Annotated in this window: 12 protein-coding genes; 9 read left to right on the top strand and 3 right to left on the bottom strand. The window is 61.2% G+C overall.

Features of this window, described 5'->3' with window-relative positions:
• Positions 1-4: 4 nt before the first annotated feature.
• From BT199_RS26190 to BT199_RS26180, 3 genes are read left to right on the top strand one after another with little or no spacing between them, the layout of a single operon-like run.
• Complete coding sequence (locus tag BT199_RS26190; protein ID WP_003193560.1) at positions 5-313, top strand: hypothetical protein; 309 nt, start codon at positions 5-7, stop codon at positions 311-313.
• Between the two features lie 18 nt (positions 314-331).
• On the top strand, positions 332-1,009 hold the full coding sequence (locus tag BT199_RS26185; RefSeq protein WP_003193559.1) for a response regulator: 678 nt from the start codon (positions 332-334) through the stop codon (positions 1,007-1,009).
• Positions 1,006-2,352, top strand: coding sequence for an ATP-binding protein (locus BT199_RS26180; protein WP_019817208.1), 1,347 nt, complete (start codon positions 1,006-1,008; stop codon positions 2,350-2,352). Before BT199_RS26185 ends, BT199_RS26180 begins: the two co-directional genes overlap by 4 nt.
• Before the next feature lie 32 nt (positions 2,353-2,384).
• Here the strand turns inward: BT199_RS26180 and BT199_RS26175 are convergent, their stop codons facing one another.
• Positions 2,385-3,383: an AraC family transcriptional regulator gene (locus BT199_RS26175; protein ID WP_072435765.1), complete on the bottom strand. Its 999-nt coding sequence runs from the start codon at positions 3,381-3,383 to the stop codon at positions 2,385-2,387.
• A gap of 338 nt (positions 3,384-3,721) precedes the next feature.
• On the opposite strand from BT199_RS26175, the gene BT199_RS26170 reads away from it, so the two are divergent.
• From BT199_RS26170 to BT199_RS26160, 3 genes are all read left to right on the top strand, one after another.
• On the top strand, positions 3,722-5,053 hold the full coding sequence (locus BT199_RS26170; RefSeq protein WP_003189258.1) for a dicarboxylate/amino acid:cation symporter: 1,332 nt from the start codon (positions 3,722-3,724) through the stop codon (positions 5,051-5,053).
• Positions 5,054-5,186: 133 nt separating this feature from the next.
• Complete coding sequence (locus BT199_RS26165) at positions 5,187-6,173, top strand: XdhC family protein (RefSeq protein WP_072435764.1); 987 nt, start codon at positions 5,187-5,189, stop codon at positions 6,171-6,173.
• Complete coding sequence (locus tag BT199_RS26160; protein WP_038451251.1) at positions 6,170-6,760, top strand: nucleotidyltransferase family protein; 591 nt, start codon at positions 6,170-6,172, stop codon at positions 6,758-6,760. Before BT199_RS26165 ends, BT199_RS26160 begins: the two co-directional genes overlap by 4 nt.
• A gap of 176 nt (positions 6,761-6,936) precedes the next feature.
• On the opposite strand, the gene rne is transcribed toward BT199_RS26160, so the two are convergent.
• Entirely contained in the window at positions 6,937-10,086 is a 3,150-nt protein-coding gene (gene rne / locus BT199_RS26155; protein ID WP_175556227.1) for a ribonuclease E, read from the bottom strand.
• 766 nt (positions 10,087-10,852) lie between these two features.
• On the opposite strand from rne, the gene rluC reads away from it, so the two are divergent.
• Genes rluC through BT199_RS26135 form a run of 3 tightly spaced genes read left to right on the top strand, consistent with a single transcriptional unit; the run spans position 10,853 to position 13,466 of the window.
• On the top strand, positions 10,853-11,812 hold the full coding sequence (rluC, locus tag BT199_RS26145; protein WP_072435761.1) for a 23S rRNA pseudouridine(955/2504/2580) synthase RluC: 960 nt from the start codon (positions 10,853-10,855) through the stop codon (positions 11,810-11,812).
• Positions 11,799-12,461 carry an HAD-IA family hydrolase gene (locus BT199_RS26140; protein ID WP_072435760.1) on the top strand — a complete coding sequence of 221 codons (663 nt, stop codon included), beginning with the start codon at positions 11,799-11,801 and terminating at the stop codon, positions 12,459-12,461. Before rluC ends, BT199_RS26140 begins: the two co-directional genes overlap by 14 nt.
• 21 nt (positions 12,462-12,482) lie before the next feature.
• Positions 12,483-13,466, top strand: coding sequence for a S49 family peptidase (locus BT199_RS26135; protein WP_072435759.1), 984 nt, complete (start codon positions 12,483-12,485; stop codon positions 13,464-13,466).
• Between the two features lie 131 nt (positions 13,467-13,597).
• Here the strand turns inward: BT199_RS26135 and BT199_RS26130 are convergent, their stop codons facing one another.
• Positions 13,598-14,176 carry a Maf family protein gene (locus BT199_RS26130; protein WP_072435758.1) on the bottom strand — a complete coding sequence of 193 codons (579 nt, stop codon included), beginning with the start codon at positions 14,174-14,176 and terminating at the stop codon, positions 13,598-13,600.
• Positions 14,177-14,245 lie beyond the last annotated feature (69 nt).

Here is a 14,245-nt window from a genome sequence, read left to right as displayed (position 1 = left end):
CACCATGACTGCGATCAAAAAGCTGATGTTGGCCTTGACCATGCTTGGCGCCACTGCCGGCGTGCAGGCGTCCGATGGCGCCTTTGCGGCCTTTGGCAGCGAGAAAACCAAGAAATCCAGCAACCTGATCCATCGTGTCAGCTTCGAAGACGCTGGCACTCAGGCTGCGCCGTGGGGCCAGGCCCTGGGCGCTACCCCTGCGCAACCCGACTATCGCAGCGGCTACGCGCACCTGACCGGCCACTACAATGGCATAAAACTGCGCCCCCAAGAGCTGCAGGGCCGCTATGATATCCCCCTGTCGGCTAGTTGAATTGCAGTGGAGAACCTTATGAAATTGCTGGTGGTGGAAGATGAGGCGCTGCTGCGTCATCACCTGTTTACCCGCCTGACCGACAGCGGGCATGTGGTCGAAGCCGTGGCCAATGCCGAAGAAGCCCTGTACCAGACCGGCCAATTCAACCATGACCTGGCGATCATCGACCTTGGCCTGCCCGGCATGGGCGGCCTGGACCTGATTCGCCAGTTGCGCACCCAGACCAAGACCTTCCCGATCCTGATCCTCACCGCTCGCGGCAACTGGCAGGACAAGGTTGAAGGCTTGGCGGCCGGGGCCGACGACTACGTGGTCAAGCCGTTCCAGTTCGAAGAGCTGGAGGCGCGCATGAACGCCTTGCTGCGTCGCTCCAGCGGTTTTACTCAATCGACTATTGTTGCCGGGCCGCTGCTGCTAGACCTCAACCGCAAGCAAGCCTCCCTGGACGAGCAACCCCTGGCACTGACCGCCTACGAGTATCGGATCCTCGAATACTTGATGCGTCATCATCAGCAAGTGGTCGCCAAAGACCGTTTGATGGAGCAACTGTACCCGGATGACGACGAGCGCGATCCAAACGTGATCGAAGTGCTGGTCGGCCGCCTGCGCCGCAAGCTGGAAGGCCCGGCCGGGTTCAAGCCAATCGATACCGTGCGTGGCCTGGGCTACCTGTTCAATGAGCGCTGCCGTTGATTCGTTCGCTACGTGTGCGCCTGATGCTGGCGGCCGCCACCCTGGCCGTGCTGTTTATGCTCGGCTTGTTGCCGGCCATGCAAGGCGCGTTCAGCCTGGCGCTGCAGGATTCCATCGAACAGCGCCTGGCGTCGGATGTGACCACCCTGATTTCCGCGGCGCGGGTCGACAATAACCGCCTGCTGATGCCGGCGCAGTTGCCCGATGAGCGTTTCAACCTCACCGACAGTCGGCTGTTGGGCTATATCTACGACCGTGAAGGCCATCTGGTATGGCGCTCGCGGGCGACCCAGGAAGAAAACATCAACTACAAACCGCGCTACGACGGGCGCGGCAACGAGTTTGCGCGCATTCGCGAGGCCAATGGCCAGGAATTCTTCGTGTATGACGTCGAGGTCCGGCTGCTGGGAGGCAAGAGCGCGGCGTTCAGCATTGTCGCCCTGCAGCCGGTACGCGAATACCAACTGACCCTCGAAGGCCTGCGCGAGAACCTCTACCTCGGGTTCGGCGCGGCCTTGCTGGTGTTGTTGACGCTGTTGTGGCTGGGCCTGACCTGGGGCCTGCAAGCCCTGCGACGCCTGAGCCATGAACTCGACCAGATCGAAGGCGGTACCCGCGAAAGCCTCAGCGAAGAACACCCCCGCGAACTGCTGCGCCTGACCGGCTCCCTGAACCGCTTGCTGCACAGCGAGCGCGAACAGCGTGCGCGCTACCGCGACTCCCTCGATGACTTGGCTCACAGCCTGAAAACGCCACTGGCGGTGTTGCAGGGCGTGAGCGAAGACATGGCCCAGCGCCCCGAAGAACGTAGTCAGGCGTGGGTGCTGCAATCGCAGATCGAACGCATGAGCCAGCAGATCGGATACCAGTTGCAGCGTGCCAGCCTGCGTAAAAGTGGCCTGGTGCGCCACCAGGTCCGCCTGGAACCGGTGGTGCAAAGCCTGTGCGATACATTGGAAAAGGTTTATCGCGACAAGCGGGTCACCGTGACCTTTGATTTGCCGCAGGCCTGCGAGGTACCCATCGAAAAGGGCGCGTTGCTCGAAATGCTCGGCAACCTGCTGGAAAACGCCTACCGCCTGTGCCTCAAGCAAGTGCGTATCAGCCTGGTGGAAAACCTCGATGGCATTGAGCTGTGTATCGAAGACGACGGCCCCGGCGTACCACCGGACCAGCGTGCACGGATCCTGCAGCGCGGCGAACGGCTAGATCGCCAGCACCCGGGGCAGGGGATCGGGCTGGCGGTGGTCAAGGACATCATCGAAAGCTATCACGCGCGGTTGACATTGGGGGATTCAGCGTTGGGTGGGGCGGCGTTCAGGATTCACTTTCCTGCCTTGTGATCTGCACTGGCCTCATCCCAGCCAATACACCGCTAACTCTCCTGCGCTCTGTAGGCCCCCGGCGTCACCCCCGTCCACTTCTTGAACGCCCGATGAAACGCCGACGGTTCGGAAAACCCCAACTGCTCGGCGATCTCCTGCAAAGACAAATCCGCCCGCCCCAGGTGGTAAATGGCGATATCCCGGCGTAGCTCATCCTTCAATGCCTGAAAACTCGTGCCTTCTTCGCGCAGGTGGCGGCGCAGGGTCTGTGGGCTGATGTGCAGGTGCTGGGCAACGGCTTCCAGGTCTGGCCAGGGCGTGCGGTCGCGGCTCAGCAAGCGACGCAACTGGCTGCTCAGGCTGTCGCCTTCATCCGGCCGCGACAGCAAGTCGGCAGGCGAGCGCTGCAAGAAGTGCTTGAGGGTGCGTTCGTCCTGCAACAGCGGCAGGCTCAGGTAGCGGCTGGGAAACACCAGGCTGCTGGTCGGCGCGCCGAACACCTGGGGGCAGGGGAACAGCAGGTCGTATTCACCGGCATGGGCCGGCATCGGGTAACTGAAGGTGGCCTGCTGCAGCCGGATACGCTGGCCGATCAACCAACTGCCCAGGCGATGCCAGATCACCAGCAGGCATTCACTGAGGAAGTGGTCCGGGTCCCATAGCTGTGAGTCGTCCAGGCTCAGACGCGCCATGTCGCCTTCTTTGGTCAGTTGCCAGCGTGGGCCTTGGGGGAACAGGCTATAAAACAATAAGCCGCGCTCCAGCGCCTTCTCCAGCGTGCGGCAATGAATCAGCGCATGGCACATCATGGCGAAAGTGCCACGTTTGCTCGGCCCTTCTGCAAACCCCAGGTATTCGTCATCCAACCCCAGCCAGAGCATTTGCAGCAAGCGGGTAAATTGCTCTGGAGCGATGCGTGCGCGGGGTTCGGTCAGCAGTTCCGGGGTGATGCCCACCTGCTGCAATACCCCCGAGTAGTCAAAACCGGCCCGGCGCGCACCGCCGAGGGCCGCTCGGGCGTAATGGCTGGCGATGGTACGTTCACGCATGCAAGGGCCTCATCCATGGAGGGGCGGATGGTAGCCATCACCCGGCGGGGCGACAAGGCGGATATCCGCCAAATTGTAGGACGAGACAGGATGAGTGGGCGGAAATCCGCCATCCTGTTGCATTCTCCGGAGTCGCCCGTGAACCCCAAGCCCTGATGTCTAAAGGCCTTCAGCGCGTTTAAGCAAAGTGGCACGCTGTTTGCGATAGGGATTACAGCGCAGGCTTGCTCCTACAGGCTTCGCAAACAACAAATCCCTCCAGTGCAGGAGGGTTCGCAATTCAAGTGCCGTGGGCAATGGCGGATATTTGCCACACGGGACGATTGAGGAACTTTGCAATGACGACTCGTCAGCCAATCTACAAATCCCTGTATTTCCAGGTGATCGTTGCAATCGTTATCGGTATCTTGCTCGGCCACTTCTACCCGCAGACCGGCGTGGCCCTCAAGCCACTGGGTGACGGCTTTATCAAGCTGATCAAAATGGTCATCGCCCCGATCATTTTCTGTACCGTGGTCAGCGGCATCGCCGGCATGCAAAGCATGAAGTCGGTGGGCAAGACCGGCGGCTACGCGCTGCTGTACTTCGAAATTGTTTCCACCATCGCCCTGCTGATTGGCCTGGTCGTGGTCAACGTGGTGCAGCCGGGCGCCGGCATGCACATCGACGTCGCGACCCTGGATGCTTCCAAAGTGGCGGCCTACGTCACCGCTGGTAAAGACCAGAGCATCGTCGGCTTTATCCTCAACGTCATCCCGAACACCATCGTCGGCGCCTTCGCCAACGGCGACATCCTGCAAGTGCTGATGTTCTCGGTGATCTTCGGTTTCGCCCTGCATCGCCTGGGTGCCTACGGCAAGCCCGTGCTGGACTTCATCGATCGCTTCGCCCATGTGATGTTCAACATCATCAACATGATCATGAAGCTCGCGCCAATCGGTGCCCTGGGTGCCATGGCGTTCACCATCGGCGCCTACGGTGTCGGTTCCCTGGTGCAGTTGGGCCAGTTGATGATCTGCTTCTACATCACCTGCATCCTGTTCGTGGTGCTGGTGCTGGGCGCTATCTGCCGCGCTCACGGTTTCAGCGTGTTGAAGCTGATCCGCTACATCCGTGAAGAACTGCTGATCGTACTGGGCACCTCGTCGTCGGAATCCGCACTGCCGCGTATGCTGATCAAGATGGAGCGCCTGGGCGCGAAGAAGTCCGTGGTCGGCCTGGTGATTCCAACCGGTTACTCCTTCAACCTCGACGGTACTTCGATCTACCTGACCATGGCGGCCGTGTTCATCGCTCAGGCGACCGACACCCACATGGACATCACCCACCAGATCACTCTGCTGCTGGTGTTGCTGCTGTCGTCCAAAGGCGCGGCTGGCGTGACCGGTTCGGGCTTTATCGTACTGGCCGCCACCCTGTCGGCTGTCGGCCACTTGCCGGTTGCCGGCCTGGCGCTGATCCTGGGTATCGACCGCTTCATGTCCGAAGCCCGTGCCCTGACCAACCTGGTGGGTAACGCAGTTGCCACCATCGTTGTGGCCAAGTGGGTCAAGGAACTGGACACCGACAAGCTGCAAAGCGAACTGGCGTCTGGAGGTACCGGTATTTCCGAAACCCGCGAGCTCGATGACCTGGGCGTGGCAGAAGGCCCGGCGCCTGTCGTCAAGTAAGTGGCTGCTGGCGTGAACTGACGCCAACGCTATCCGCAAACGCCCCGACTGGTTCGGGGCGTTTGCATTTCTGGCGGGATGCAACGGATATTTTTGGTTTACAGTGAGCGCGACAGTACTTACCGGAGGCCTGATGGACAGTGTGGATCTGAACGTCCTGCGCAGCGTGCTGCAATGGCGCCGCGCCGGGCAGCGCGTGATGTTGTACAGCGTGGTGCAAACCTGGGGCAGCGCGCCGCGCCCGCCAGGCGCAATGCTGGCCCTGCGCGGTGATGGTGTGGTGATTGGCTCGGTGTCGGGCGGTTGCATCGAGGATGACTTGATCGCGCGCCTGCAAGACGGCCGCTTACCTGCTGACGGCCCGCCCGTGCAGTTGGTGACCTACGGCGTCACTCGCGACGAGGCGGCGCGTTTTGGCCTGCCCTGCGGCGGCACCCTGCGGCTCACCGAGGAGCGCGTGGAAGAGTGGGGTTGGGTCCAAGCGCTGCTGGCGCGTTGTGAAGATCACCAGATTGTCGCTCGCGAGCTGAACCTGGCCACCGGCGAAGTGATCTTGAGCGCCGCCAGCAAGGCCGACGTGGTGAGCTTCGACGGCGAACGCTTGCGCGCCATCTATGGCCCGCGCTGGCGCCTGCTGTTGATCGGCGCCGGGCAGCTGTCGCGCTACGTAGCGGAAATGGCGCGCCTGCTGGATTTCGAAGTGCTGATCTGCGACCCCCGCGAAGAGTTCGTCTACGGCTGGGAAGACCAGCATGGCCGCTTTGTGCCGGGCATGCCCGACGAGGCGGTGTTGAATATTCATACCGATGAACGCACGGCTATTGTGTGCCTGACCCACGATCCACGTCTGGATGACATGGCGTTGCTGACGGCGCTGAACTCCACGGCGTTCTATATTGGCGCCCTGGGTTCGCGGGTCAATACCCAGAAGCGTCGGGAGAACCTGGCCGCGCTAGGCCTGTCGGCGGAGGCCATTGCGCGCTTGCACGGGCCGATCGGCCTGCACATCGGCAGCCATACGCCGGCGGAAATTGCGCTGTCGCTGATGGCGGAAATTGTTGCGATCAAGAACGGTGTGGCACCGATGCAGAAAAAACCGATGGCAGTGGTGGCCGAGTGACGGTGACGGCGATTGTGCTGGCGGCGGGGCAGGGCAGTCGTTTTCGTGCTGAAGCTGGAGCTGATCACGACAAATTGCTCGCCGCGTGTGTGGGGCTGGATGGTGTTAGCCGGCCGGTCATCGAGCAGGTGCTGCGCAACTTGCCTGAGCGTGTTGTAACGCGCTGGCTAGTGACGTCGCCGGAGCGCGGGGAGGTTATCCGCCTGGCAGAGGCTTATGGCTGTCAGGTGGTACTGCTGGATTCGAGCGGGATGGGCGACAGCATTGCGGCGGCGGTCAAGGCCAGCGGTGCGGCGGATGGGTGGCTGGTGGTGTTGGGGGATATGCCGTTTATTCAGTCATCGAGTATCGAACGGGTGATTGATGCGCTGGAGGAGGGTGCCATCAGCGTCCCCGTACAGGCGGGGGAATATGGACATCCTGTGGCGTTTGACCGTGCGTTTGGCCCAGGTTTGCTGGCTTTGGTCGGCGACCGAGGGGCCAGATCGTTGTTTGCGGATGCCGCCTTGAGGGAGGTGCCTGTACTTGATCCTGGAGTCTTGTGGGATGTAGATACACCCCGGCTATTAAGTTTCAACGCAGGCTGAATGTGGGAGCGGGCTTGCTCGCGAATGCAATACATCAGTCGCCCTATTCACTGACTGACACTCCGTATTCGCGAGCAAGCCCGCTCCCACATTTGGGGCGCCACAAGGCTCAAGTTGATCGTCATAAAAAAGCCCCGCCTGATCACTCAGGCGGGGCTTTTTAGTGGCTTATGGAATCAGACGAGGGGTTTAGGCTCGTGCTCTGCTTCCTGGGCCTTGTGCTCTACCGCCTGGGCAGCGGCAGCGGCAGCGGCAGCTTCGGCTTCCTTGCGGCGGCGACGCACTTCACGTGGGTCATTCGGCGCACGGCCGTTTTCGGTGAGGGCGCTTGCAGGCGCAGCTTCAACCACAGGGGCGGCCACTTCGGCAACCACCGGGGCTTCAACTTCAACCACGGCCGCAGGCTCCACAACCGGCGTCGGCTCAACCACTGGAGCTGGCTCGGCGACGACTTCAGCAACCGGTGCCGGTGCTTCTTCTACCACTGGGACAGGTGTTGGCGCTTCAACCGGTGCAGCCGGTTCGGCAGTCCACTGGAAGGCGGTCTGTTCTTCGCGAACTTCACGCACAGCCGGGGCAGCTTCTTCGACCGCCGGAGCTTCTACAGCCGCTTCGACTACTGGCTGAGGCTCAACCACTGGAGCCGGTTCAACGGCAACCGCTTCAGTTTCTGGCTGTGCGTCGCGAACCGGGGCAACTTCCACTTCCGGAACCACTGGGGCTTCGACAGGGGTTGTGGCTTCAACGACTGGCGCTTCAACAACCGGCGCTTCAACCGCTGGGGTTTCGGCGGCTGGCGCTTCTACGGCAACAGTGTCTTCGACGGCAGCGGTAGCACGTTCGGCTTGCTCGTGAGCCTGGGCTTCAGCAGGGGCGCTGATGACCGAACTGGCAACGGCAGCGGTAACGGCCAAGCCGGCAGCCAGTTCGGCGCCTGTTGGCGCGTTGTTGGCAGCTTCTGCGTTCTCGCCGGTTTCTTCCGAACCTTCGATTACGTTGCCGTTGGCATCACGCTGACGCTCACGACGGTTGCTGCGACGACGCTGGCCGCGGGAGCGGCGGCGTGGACGATCGCCTTCGGCGTTGTCCTGGCCGTCTTCCTGCAACTGCTCTTCGCCGGTCAGTACTTCTTCTTCGGTGGCAGCAGCGGCTTGCTCGGCGCGTGGTTGTCGCTCTTCACGTGGCGGGCGCGGTTGGCGCTCTTCGCGTGGCGCGCGTTCTTCACGCGGCTGGCGGGCCGGGCGCTCTTCGGTGCTAACGGCTGCGGCAGCGGCAGGTGCCGCGTCCAGAGGCTCGCGCAGTTCACGCACGCGTTCTTCACGCTCGCCACGTGGCTTGCGGTCTTCACGTGGAGCGCGTGGGGTACGTGGGGCGCGCTCTTCACGCGGTGCACGTTCTTCACGGGCGACGGTCGGGGTTTCTTCGCGGGCTTCGCGAGGCGCACGCTCTTCACGTGGTGCGCGTTCTTCACGCGGGGCACGTTCTTCGCGAGGCTTGCGCTCTTCGTCACGGCGGCCGTTGCGGTTACGGCTCTGCTGGCGACCGTTGCGACGTTCTTCGTTGCGCGCCGGGCGCTCGGTGGCAGGTTTTTCAACCACAACCGGGGCAGCAGGCTCTTCCTTGGTGGCGAACAGGCTGACCAGCGACTTCACCAGGCCCTTGAACAGGCTTGGCTCAGGCAGGGCGGCCGGCGCGGCAACCGGGGCGGCAGCTTCGGTCGGTACCGGTGCGTTGGCACGGGCCGGTGCAGTCTTCACCGCGGCTTCCTGGCGAACCAGGGTGCGGGTCGCAGCGGCTGGCTGGACTTCTTCGACTTCGGCGGCAGCCGCGGCGATTTCATAGCTGGACTGCCCGCTATGGGCTTCCGGGCTGTCGTCACGCAGGCGCTGGACTTCGAAGTGCGGCGTTTCGAGGTGATCGTTCGGCAGGATGACGATACGGGCACGGGTGCGCAGTTCGATCTTGGTGATCGAGTTGCGTTTTTCATTGAGCAGGAAGGCGGCAACCGGAATCGGCACTTGGGCGCGAACTTCGGCGGTACGGTCTTTCAGGGCTTCTTCTTCGATCAGGCGCAGGATCGCCAGGGACAGCGATTCAACGTCACGGATGATGCCGGTGCCGTTGCAACGCGGGCAGACGATGCCGCTGCTCTCGCCCAGGGATGGACGCAGGCGCTGACGGGACATTTCCAGCAGGCCGAAGCGCGAGATGCGGCCGACTTGCACGCGAGCGCGGTCAGCTTCCAGGCACTCGCGGACTTTCTCTTCCACGGCGCGCTGGTTCTTGGCAGGGGTCATGTCGATGAAGTCGATCACGATCAGGCCGCCGATGTCACGCAGGCGCAGCTGGCGGGCGATTTCTTCAGCCGCTTCCAGGTTGGTCTGCAGGGCGGTTTCTTCGATGTCGCTGCCTTTGGTCGCACGTGCCGAGTTGATGTCGATGGACACCAGGGCTTCGGTCGGGTCGATCACGATGGAGCCGCCGGAAGGCAGTTCGACCACGCGCTGGAAGGCGGTCTCGATCTGGCTTTCGATCTGGAAACGGTTGAACAGTGGCACGCTGTCTTCGTACAGCTTGATCTTGCTGGCGTACTGCGGCATCACCTGGCGGATGAAGGTCAGGGCTTCGTCCTGGGCTTCAACGCTGTCGATCAGCACTTCGCCGATGTCCTGGCGCAGGTAGTCGCGGATGGCGCGGATGATCACGTTGCTTTCCTGGTAGATCAGGAACGGCGCGGAACGATCCAGGGACGCTTCTTTGATAGCGGTCCACAGTTGCAGCAGGTAGTCGAGGTCCCACTGCATTTCTTCGCTGCTGCGGCCAAGGCCGGCAGTGCGCACGATCAGGCCCATGTCGGCCGGTGCGATCAGGCCGTTCAGCGCTTCACGCAGTTCGTTACGCTCTTCGCCTTCGATGCGACGGGAAATACCGCCGGCACGTGGGTTGTTCGGCATCAGCACCAGGTAACGACCGGCGAGGCTGATGAAGGTGGTCAGGGCCGCGCCCTTGTTGCCACGTTCTTCTTTTTCGACCTGGACGATGACTTCCTGGCCTTCGCTCAGGACGTCCTTGATGTTCACGCGGCCTTCAGGGGCTTTCTTGAAGTATTCGCGGGAGATTTCTTTGAGGGGCAGGAAGCCGTGGCGCTCGGAGCCGAAATCGACAAAGGCAGCCTCAAGGCTTGGTTCGATGCGAGTGATACGGCCTTTATAGATGTTGGCCTTTTTCTGCTCGCGTGCACCGGATTCGATGTCCAGGTCGTAGAGGCGTTGGCCATCTACCAGTGCAACACGCAACTCTTCGGGTTGAGTTGCGTTAATCAGCATTCTTTTCATGTTGTACCGTCGGTTTCCGGGCTGCCGGAAACGGCGTTCGGCACACACGACTTCTCACGGTCGGTGTCAGGTGCGTCAAGAGTGGTTGGCCACTCCAGTGTCCAGCAAAATCGGCCAATTGGGCCGGTATCGCGACGGACGCGTCCTGCTCGTTAGCGGTGGTGACAAAGGCACCACTTCAACAAAAGCTAAGGTCAGGAGGAGGAATCAACCGGCGACTGTGGACGAGATGAAGCGTCTAAAACAAGCCTAGTGCTACACAGTCCGACGGTTGTGCATCTCCACCCTACACGTATCCCTGATAATTCGGGTGCTGCCGCGCGCAGAATCCGCAGCGGGTTGGCATTTACCGTGTTCTCCAATGGGGAGTCCACGCTCATGGCTAAACAAGACTAGGTGTGGGCGGTTGCGCTCTCACTCAGCTCTTAACAGGCGTTGTTTCCGAAGCATTCGCCATGGTCTGGCTCAAAACTGACTGCACTTTGTGAACTGGCCGTAAATATCGGCGCAAAAGGCGAGTATTCACTCTGCTTTCTGCACTCGCTTCAGGCCTCATGTCACCTGCGCTTGTTACAATCTTGAGCCTTCCTGGGTGGCGAAAGCCCCGTAGGACGGCCTCGCGTCCTGATGAATTGCGATGGTCAGGGCCGGCAGTTTGCCGCATGTCCTCTGTCCAGGCCGCTTTTGGCGGCGTTCGCGACTATAGCAGTAATGATTAAGTGCTTCAATTCCATAAAAAATTGTTATCATCGCCGCCATGACGACTACCACCCCCCCGACCCCCAGCGTCCAGCTGCTTGAGGTCTCGCCGGAATATGCCGGCCAACGCATCGACAATTTTCTCCTGGCCAGGCTCAAAGGCGTGCCCAAGACCTTGATTTACCGCATCTTGCGTAAAGGCGAAGTGCGCGTGAACAAGGGGCGCATCAAGCCTGAGTACAAGCTGCAGGCGGGCGATATCGTCCGTGTGCCGCCGGTGCGCGTGCCTGAGCGCGACGAGCCGGTGCCGCTGGCCCAAGGCTTGTTGCAGCGCCTGGAAGCGTCGATCGTGTTCGAAGACAACAAGCTGATCGTGATCAACAAGCCCTGTGGCATTGCGGTTCACGGCGGCAGTGGCTTGAACTTCGGCGTGATCGAAGCCTTTCGTCAGTTGCGCCCCGATTGCAAGGAGCTGGAGTTGGTTCATCGCCTGGACCGCGACACGTCTGGCCTGTTGATGATCGCCAAGAAGCGCAGCATGTTGCGCCACTTGCACACCGCCCTGCGTGGCGATGGCGTGGATAAGCGCTACATGGCGCTGGTGCGCGGCAACTGGGCCAGCGCGATCAAAAGCGTGCGTGCGCCGTTGCAGAAGAGCAACCTGCGCTCCGGCGAGCGCATGGTCGAAGTGGACGAGGAGGGCAAAGAGGCCCTGACCCTGTTCAAGGTGCTGCGTCGCTTCGGTGACTTCGCCACCATGGTCGAGGCCAAGCCGGTCACTGGTCGCACTCACCAGATTCGTGTGCACACCCTGCATGCGGGCCACTGCATTGCGGGTGACACCAAGTACGGCGACGAGGATTTCTCCAAGGAAATTCGCGATCTGGGCGGCAAGCGCCTGTTCCTGCACGCCTACATGCTCACCGTGCCGCTGCCCGATGGCGGCGAGCTGAAGTTGCAGGCGCCGGTCGATGAGATGTGGGCCAAGACCGTGGAGCGTTTGAGTGTCGCACCTTGACTACAAGCTGCTGATCTTCGATTGGGACGGGACGCTGGCCAATTCCATTGGCCGCATCGTCGAGTCCATGCACATGGCGTCGACCCGCTCGGGCTTTGAATTGTGCACGGACCTGGCGGTGAAGGGCATTATCGGCCTGGGTTTGCCTGAAGCCATTCGCACCCTGTACCCCGACATCAGCGACGCCGAGTTGGTAGCGTTTCGCGAGCACTACGCCGACCACTACATTGCGCTGGAAGCTACGCCTTCGCCGCTGTTTGAAGGCGTGGTGCAATCGCTGGAAGCGTTTCGTGCCCAGGGTTATCACCTGGCGGTCGCCACCGGCAAGGCTCGTCGCGGCCTGGACCGTGTACTCAAGGCTCATGGCTGGGAGGATTACTTTGATATCACCCGCGCTGCGGATGAAACCGCCAGCAAGCCTCATCCCTTGATGCTGGAGCAGATCCTTGCGCACTGTGGCGTAACGCCACGCGAGGCATTGATGGTGGGTGATGCGTCTTTCGACCTGATGATGGCACGCAATGCGGGCATGGACAGCGTCGCTGTCAGCTATGGCGCCCAGTCTGCCGAGGCGTTGCAGCAATACGAGCCGAGGCTGACGATTGATCATTTTTCTGAACTGCAGGCCTGGCTCGGCCGGGCCCTGTAAGTCTTTGCTGGGGTTAATGGCATGAGTGACGAGTGGAAGGCGCCTGAAAAGGCACAGAGCAGTGATGATAAGAGCTGGAAGCTTTTGGAGAAGACCCTCCTGGCCAGCGTCCAGGAGCAGCGACGTTCGCGGCGCTGGGGGATTTTCTTCAAGCTGCTGACCTTTGTATACCTGCTTGGGATGCTGGCGCTGTTCAGTCCGCTGATGGACATGGAAAAGAGCGCCGCCCGTGGCAGTCATTACACTGCCTTGATCGAGGTGCGCGGCGTGATTGCCGACAAGGAGCCCGCCAGTGCCGACAATATCGTCACCAGCCTGCGCGCGGCGTTTGAGGACCCCAAGGTCAAAGGCGTGGTCCTGCGCATCAATAGCCCAGGCGGTAGCCCGGTGCAGTCGGGTTATATGTATGACGAAATTCGTCGTCTGCGCACCTTGCATCCGGATACCAAGCTCTATGCCGTGATCTCCGACCTGGGTGCCTCGGGTGCCTATTACATTGCCAGCGCCGCAGACCAGATCTATGCCGACAAGGCCAGCCTGGTGGGCTCTATTGGTGTCACAGCGGCCGGTTACGGTTTTGTGGGTGCCATGGAGAAGCTGGGGGTGGAGCGTCGCACCTACACCTCGGGCGAGCATAAGTCGTTCCTCGATCCTTTCCAGCCGCAGAAGGCGGATGAAACCGCGTTCTGGCAAGGCGTGCTCGACACTACCCATCGTCAGTTCATTGCCAGCGTCAAGCAGGGCCGTGGTGACCGGTTGAAGGATAAGGAGCATCCGGAGCTGTTCTCCGGCCTGGTCTGGTCGGGCGAGCAGGCATTGCCGCTGGGCCTGATTGACGGCTTGGGCAGTGCCAGCTCGGTGGCACGGGATGTGATTGGCGAGAAGGAGTTGGTGGATTTTACGGTCGAGGAATCGCCGTTTGATCGCTTCTCCAAGAAACTCGGTGCCAGTGTGGCGGAGAAATTGGCGCTGTACATGGGCTTCCAGGGGCCGTCCCTGCGCTGAAATTCCAAGCTAGATGTAGATCAACTGTGGGAGCGGGCTTGCCCGCGATAGCGATGGATCAGTCGATATAAGTGTCGCCTGGTACATCGCTATCGCAGGCAGGCCAGCTCCCACATTGCTTTACGAAGGTTTCAAGGGATCTGTACGCCTTCGGTCAGCAGCATGTCCACCAGTCGAATCAGTGGCAGCCCAACCAGGCTGGTCGCATCCGGTCCCTCGGTGCTCCGGAACAAGCTCACACCGAGCCCTTCTGCTTTGAAGCTGCCCGCACAGTCATAAGGCTGCTCGATCCGCAGATAGCGCTCGATACGTTCTGCATCCAATTCGCGCATGTGTACGGTAAACGTCACGCAGTCGACCTGGCAGTGCCCGGTTTCGCTGTTGAGCAGTGCCAGGCCCGTGAGGAAGCTCACACGCTTGCCGCTGGCAGCCAGCAGTTGCTCGCGAGCATTTTCGAAGGTGTGCGGCTTGCCGATGATCCGGCCTTCCAGTGCGGCGACCTGATCCGAGCCAATGATTAAATGGCCAGGATGGCTGGCGGCGAGGGCGCGGGCCTTTTGTTCGGCCAGGCGCTTGACCAGTTCGATGGCGGGTTCATCCGGGCGGTGGCTTTCGTCGATATCCGGCGAGCTGCAGGTGAACGACAGGTGCAGGCGACTCAGTAATTCCCGGCGATAAACCGAGCTGGACGCGAGTAATAAAGGCAGCATATACGTCTCCTCAAGGCAGTCGCCGATTCTATCGACGTGACCGGCTGACGCACAGGGCTGAATTTCCTT

The organism is Pseudomonas sp. NFR02 (assembly GCF_900119375.1).
GTDB classification, from domain to species: Bacteria; Pseudomonadota; Gammaproteobacteria; order Pseudomonadales; family Pseudomonadaceae; genus Aquipseudomonas; species Aquipseudomonas paracarnis.
The sequence above is the reverse complement of the archived record's forward strand: the minus strand, read 5'-3'. Positions and strand labels throughout refer to the sequence as shown.

Bases quoted from the DNA above. Each gene is read 5' to 3' on its own strand.
- BT199_RS26190 (WP_003193560.1), top strand. From the start codon at position 5: ATGACTGCGATCAAAAAGCTGATGTTGGCCTTGACCATGCTTGGCGCC.
- BT199_RS26185 (WP_003193559.1), top strand. From the start codon at position 332: ATGAAATTGCTGGTGGTGGAAGATGAGGCGCTGCTGCGTCATCACCTG.
- BT199_RS26175 (WP_072435765.1), bottom strand. From the start codon at position 3,383: ATGCGTGAACGTACCATCGCCAGCCATTACGCCCGAGCGGCCCTCGGC.
- BT199_RS26170 (WP_003189258.1), top strand. From the start codon at position 3,722: ATGACGACTCGTCAGCCAATCTACAAATCCCTGTATTTCCAGGTGATC.
- BT199_RS26165 (WP_072435764.1), top strand. From the start codon at position 5,187: ATGGACAGTGTGGATCTGAACGTCCTGCGCAGCGTGCTGCAATGGCGC.
- rne (WP_175556227.1), bottom strand. From the start codon at position 10,086: ATGCTGATTAACGCAACTCAACCCGAAGAGTTGCGTGTTGCACTGGTA.
- rluC (WP_072435761.1), top strand. From the start codon at position 10,853: ATGACGACTACCACCCCCCCGACCCCCAGCGTCCAGCTGCTTGAGGTC.
- BT199_RS26135 (WP_072435759.1), top strand. From the start codon at position 12,483: ATGAGTGACGAGTGGAAGGCGCCTGAAAAGGCACAGAGCAGTGATGAT.
- BT199_RS26130 (WP_072435758.1), bottom strand. From the start codon at position 14,176: ATGCTGCCTTTATTACTCGCGTCCAGCTCGGTTTATCGCCGGGAATTA.